General features: G+C 35.3%; 5 protein-coding genes. All 5 read left to right on the plus strand.

Annotation, left to right across the window (positions count from 1 at the left end; all coding sequences use genetic code 11):
- Positions 1–52: 52 nt before the first annotated feature.
- The 5 genes from H3001_RS19730 to H3001_RS18435 all read left to right on the plus strand — a co-directional run bounded on the left by H3001_RS19730 (position 53) and on the right by H3001_RS18435 (position 5,696).
- The gene (locus H3001_RS19730; protein ID WP_181215708.1) at positions 53–628 is read left to right on the plus strand and encodes a DUF6705 family protein; all 576 of its coding nucleotides are present in this window, start codon (positions 53–55) and stop codon (positions 626–628) included.
- A gap of 753 nt (positions 629–1,381) precedes the next feature.
- Positions 1,382–2,872, plus strand: a complete 1,491-nt coding sequence (locus H3001_RS18420) for an MPN domain-containing protein (RefSeq protein ID WP_181215709.1) — start codon at positions 1,382–1,384, stop codon at positions 2,870–2,872.
- Between the two features lie 39 nt (positions 2,873–2,911).
- Positions 2,912–3,439 (plus strand): DUF6705 family protein, encoded by a 528-nt coding sequence (locus tag H3001_RS18425; protein ID WP_181215710.1) that lies wholly within the window; start codon positions 2,912–2,914, stop codon positions 3,437–3,439.
- A 173-nt stretch (positions 3,440–3,612) separates the two neighbouring features.
- A complete protein-coding gene (locus H3001_RS18430) occupies positions 3,613–4,140 on the plus strand; it encodes a DUF6705 family protein (protein ID WP_181215711.1) in 528 nt (175 codons plus the stop codon).
- Between the two features lie 47 nt (positions 4,141–4,187).
- Positions 4,188–5,696 (plus strand): O-antigen ligase family protein, encoded by a 1,509-nt coding sequence (locus H3001_RS18435; protein ID WP_181215712.1) that lies wholly within the window; start codon positions 4,188–4,190, stop codon positions 5,694–5,696.
- Positions 5,697–6,021 lie beyond the last annotated feature (325 nt).

Here is a 6,021-nt window from a genome sequence, read left to right on the forward strand (position 1 = left end):
GTTTCAGAACTATTTTGAATCGATTTGATACAACGCTCAGAAACTGGGAATCATGGAACTACATCGCTTTTTCCGTTATGCTATTGAGAAAATGTGCAAGGAAAAGAAAAGTTTAAATCACTTCATTGTTTTATGTGCTTGCGTTAGTATTAACGCGCAAATTTCTGTTGACGATTACATAGGAACATGGAGAGGCGAGAAAGGGGATACCACCTTCACTATAAAGTTAGTTAAATGGGAAACTTTATATAAAGGATATACTGTAAGTATATTGGGTGGATATTCAGTAAGTGTAAAAGGGCAATATTCTGATGACTATCTTAAGATAAACACTCATCGTGTTGATGGCATAAAATGTCCTGAACAGAATATTTATATTACATCCTCTTACTTTTCTTACAGCCCTGAATCTATAGGTCTTATTTTTTATGACCAGCGTAAGAAACATTTTGATGGGAATGGTATGCCAGGTGGTAGAATAGATTATATATCCAAAAATAAGATACGCTGGACTTTGAATGAGAATCTTGGTATATGGATTATAATAGAAGGTGATGAGGATGCGGAGGAAGTTCAACCCATAGGTTTCTCCGTACCTACAGATATAATAATGACTAGAATTGAATAGTGCTTTCTTATGAAATACTTGTTTCCTAAGGTGAGAACCTTCCGTCTTCCTTTTACTGCAGATTGTTCAATTTCCAGTCTGAATGGAAAAGATTGAAATTCACATGAATGTGGGTACCTGTTTCTTCACAAACAAGGAAATGCCAATTAAGGCTATTCGCTATTGCTTGTCCTTCAAGATAAATCTTTCTTTTTCAAATGCAATGAAAGCTGTCAGAAATTGCAGTTCAAAATAACGGGCAATCATTCATTGATTTTTTTGGATTTCTGAGTGGTAGCCTTATGGAATTAAATCAAGTAGAAATGGACAAGGCTTTGAATCCCTTACACTAGTTTACGGATTATAGAAAATGAATCTTTTTTCAGTTAGGCAGTAAGATTTAAGTCCTTTTATTAAATTGGCTGCATTTATTATGACTGGCATATATCTAAAAATTGCAGAATGTATTAAGTTTTTCTGCTGCTTTTTTTATTTAAAGAAATATTTTTAGGTTGAGAATTTTACATTGATTAAAAGATATTAAAATCTAATACTTTATAAGTGATTGATTACTTGTATATCTTTGTTGTTGTTATAATTAAATTTAATTGTTATAACAAATATTACTTCATATTTTAAGAAGTTATTAAATATTTATATGTTTACTAATGATAATTATAAATGCAAGAAGTATTATTATATTTTATATGCTAATCTAGCCTTACTGATGTAATTTATTAACCTTTTAACATATAAATACTTAACAATCTAATCATGAAAAGAACATACTATTTATCCATTATAGTTTTGGCTGTTTTGGTGTGTTTTTCTTATTCTTGCGTTGATGAAGACTTCTTTTCCACGTCACAACAGCATGAACTTGAAACTTTTTCATTGGAGGAGGCGAAAGCCTATTTTCGTGAGAGAAGCGAAAACCAATTGTCAAGAAGCAACGGTATTGACGAAAACCTGCCTTTAAGTCCCGGAGACTTCGTACCTTTGTGGAATGCAGCGGTACCATCGGTTATGAATGGCTTGGCTTGTTACGATCTCCCCATAAATGAGACGAATTCTTATCAGGCCATTATCTCTGAAGAACATTTTGGAACTATAACAGCAGGTAAGGTCAAAGTATATCAGAAACTGGTAATACTGAAGAATTTAAAGGATGGTAGGATGTCACAATATATATTGTCTCTTATTCCTGTCAAGTCCTATGAATTGGAAAAAGGAGAACGTATCCCAGATCTGTTCATCACCCGAGGAGACAAAGGCGGTTTTTCTGGTATCGCTATATATTCAAGACCATACACCGGTGTTACAGCTAGAGTCGATACATATAATAATGGACGGAAGGTTAAAGGTGTATTTTTGCTTGAGTCTAAGGATAATGAGGACTTTAATAGCAGGATAGAGTCTGCAAGGGAGCAACTCTGCATACTTTCATTGCAGAAAAAGAGAAAGGTACTTAGTCGAGGTGAGTACAATTATGGTTATGATTATGATGCTGGCTGGCTGGACGAAGTCATAATTACGCCAGAAGTACCGTGGAATGGTGCAGGTGCCGATGGCATGACCAATGAGGAATGGATGGCAAGTACACGTCCTGATGGAAACGTTGACCCACAGCCTGAGTCTGAATCGGGATTACCTGAAGGGGGGTATTCTACTCCGGAAAAAGAAGGGGATGAGAAAAATAAAGAACTTAGTGTCAAAATTGAGAAGTTGAATGCGGATGAAAGGTTAAAGACTAAAGTCAAAGAGATATTTGACAGTTTTTATCAAAAAACAAATCGCAAGGAGAATGGATGGATACGTACAGCTAAAAATATTTATGGTCCGAGCAACCAGGAAAGCACTCAGGTAAAATATGATTGGCGTAAAATAGAAAAAGGTATCACAGAATGGTATCATTCACATCCTACGGGTGCTCCAATCCCATCAGCGGCAGACTTAAGGCTTCTGACTTCAAGGTACACCGGTGGTTATCTTGATGTTGATAATTTTTCGTATGGTGTAATATCAGAATTCGGGTGTACGACCTTTATTATAATTTCAGAAGAAGATTTTAAGGCTTTTGCGGAATCTTTTTCATACGATAAGATAAAAGAAGACCTTGATGAATTCTCTAAAAAGATAGGTAGTGTGGAAACAATAGTCTCTGCTTTTTCTGATTTTTTGGATGACCATAAATCAGGATTGGAATTGATATTTAACTCATATAATCAAAGTACAAACCAATGGGAAGGGTGGAAAGTGCCTTAAGAGTATAAAATTTTTGTTTAATATTAATGCTTATTATTTATGAAGAAGTTGTTTTTGTTTTTATTTGTTTTATGTGCTTGCGTTAGTATTAACGCACAGGTCTCCGTTGACGATTACATAGGAAGATGGAGAGGTGAGAAAGGTGATACCACTTTCACTATAAAATTAGTCAAAGGGGAAACTTTACATAAAGGAAGAACTGTAAAAATATTGGGTGGTTATTCAGTCAGTGTAAAAGGGCAATATTCTGATGACTATCTTAAGATAAACACTCATCGTGTTGACGGCGTAAAATGTCCTGAACAAAATATTTATATTACTGCCTCTTACTTTTCTTACCACCCTAAATCTATAGGTGTTACTTTTTATGACCAGCGTAAGAAACATTTTGATGGTAATGGAATACCTGGTGTAAGGATAGAATACATATCAAAAGGCAAGATAAAATGGATTATGGATGAAAATTTTGGTATATGGCTTAGAATAGAAGGTGATGAGGATGCAGAGGAAGTTCATCCTATTGGTTTTTCCGTACCTACTGATATAATAATGACCAGAGTTGAATAGTGCTTTCTTATGAAATACTTGTTTCCTAAGGTGAAAACCTTCCGTCTTCCTTTTTACTGCAGATTGTTCAATTTCCAGTCTGAATGGAAAAGATTGAAATTCACATGAATGTGAGTGCCTGTTTCTTCACGGACGAGGAGATATTTACTGTTAACAATTAATATTTATGGTTTATGAGAAAACTATTATTGTTTTTATTTGTTTTATGTGCTTGCGTTAGTATTAACGCACAGGTCTCCGTTGACGATTACATAGGAACATGGAGAGGCGAGAAAGGTGATACTACCTTCACTATAAAATTAGTCAAAGGAGAAACTTTATATAAAGGAGGAACTGTAAATATATTGGGTGGTTATTCAGTCAGCGTAAAAGGGCAATATTCTGATGACTATCTTAAGATAAACACCCATCGTGTTGACGGCATAAAATGTCCTGAACAGAATATTTATATTACTGCCTCTTACTTTTCTTACCACTCTAAATCTATAGGTGTTACTTTTTATGACCAGCGTAAGAAACATTTTGATGGTAATGGAATACCTGGTGTAAGGATAGAATACATATCAAAAGGCAAGATAAAATGGATTATGGATGAAAATTTGGGTATATGGATTAGAATTGAAGGTGATGAGGATGCGGAGGAAGTTCATCTCATTGGTTTTTCCGTACCTACTGATATAATAATGACTAGAGTTGAATAGCTCTTTTCATAAAAAATCTGTTTCTTAAGTAATAAAAAAGGACTACAATGCTAATTATTCGCATTCAAGATATCTTACTGGGCATACTTGTTGTTATGATTTTCGTACATAGGTACGTTCCGGTTGATATGTCATCCTTATGGCAATACTTGCTGGTAGGGTTGGTATACTTCCTTACCCGCTCCTCTTCTGTATATGTAAGGAAGTATGCTTCTTTCTCTATATTATGCTGGGGGGTATGCGAAGTAATAATAGTTTTTCTGCAAAAATTGCACTGGACTTCCAGCAATCATGGTTGGTTTGATATCACTGGTACTTTTGGAAATCCGGGACCATTAGGCGGTTTTCTTGGAATATTATGTGCCGGAGTGGTCAATGTGATTTACAGGAGAAAAAGAAAAAATGATATTCGTACACTTGTATTGCTTTTAATTGGCGTATTATTTATGTATGGCGTTATTGTGTCAGGCTCGCGTTCAGGTCTGTTGGCGGCTTTCACAGGGATTATGGTCATTTTCATCAGAAAGATAGTATCTCTTATTCAAGAGAACCGCGTGAAAACGGTAGTGATTGGGTGCCTTTCGGCTTTAACGATTTTAAGTTCTATCGGTGTCATCCTTTATTGTCTGAAACCGGGTTCTGCCGACGGACGTCTGTTAGTGTGGCTGAATACTCTCCGACTTATATCAGATAACCCTATCTTGGGATGGGGAGCTGGTGGATGGACTGCTAATTATATGCTTTACCAGGCAGATTTTTTTGCCACTCATCCACAATCTTCTTTTATCATGCTTGCGGACAATGTGGCTTATCCGTATAATGAGATTCTGCATATCGGAGCAGAACACGGTTTGCCTGGAATGGCTTTGTTTATATGGATTATAATAGAGAGTTTTAGGGTACGTCCGTCAGACTGCCAATCGGAAAGTCTGCTTGTATCCTTTTGGGCATTTATTGTATTCTCATTGTTCTCATATCCGTTTGATATAGTTTTGATGCTGGCTTTGTTTGCCTTTCTGGCTGGCTCTTTGGAATTTCGGCCTGTTTTCTTTATCAGAATACCGCAACTAATACATAAAATATCCTTTTTCATCATGTTGACTATTCTTTCCTCTTTGTCCGTCCATTTTTATGGATTGTATAAGAAAGCATGGTATAATCCGGAACTTCTTCTCTATTTCCAATACAATCCTGAAATAATGTATATGTATTCACAAATGGAAACGGTTCCGGATTCCATGAGAAGTGATATATTGTACAGAACGTCATTCTTGTGTCCGGACAGTGAAATATATTGTCTGTTAGGGGATGAGAATATGGAGAAAGGAAATCTTGATAAATCGGAGTGGTTTTACCGTAAGGCTGTTGATATGATACCTTCGAGAATTGCCCCTAGATACAGGTTGTTTAAGTTGTATCTATCAAAGGGGGATACTATATCGGCCGTTTCTCTAGGACGTGATATATTGTCCTTTAAACCGAAAGTTGAAAGTATCAGGACCCTGAAAATGAAAGGTGAAATCAAGTCTTTTTTACATGATTATAATAACAAATAGAATGGATTTGAGCCTCTAAAGATTCATATATAGTTTGATTATTTTGATAAATCCAAAGAATAGAATTATAATAATTTGTCATTTCCATTTTATAACTTAAACCAATATCAGAAAATAAAAAGTTGGCTTATTTTTTAATAGAGTTTATATCGAATAATTGATTAAAGCGTTCTTTGACTTATCTTTGTGGTCTAAAAAGGTAAGCTTCCAAAATTGGCGTATTGACTAGCATGTTTCTTTCCCATACCTTCGTGCTAAACTTAAAACTTGAAAGATTATGTTTAGCGAAAAAGATTTTGAAAGACTGTGGTTCCTCTACAAGACC

The organism is Phocaeicola faecicola (assembly GCF_013618865.1).
GTDB classification, from domain to species: domain Bacteria; phylum Bacteroidota; class Bacteroidia; order Bacteroidales; family Bacteroidaceae; genus Phocaeicola; species Phocaeicola faecicola.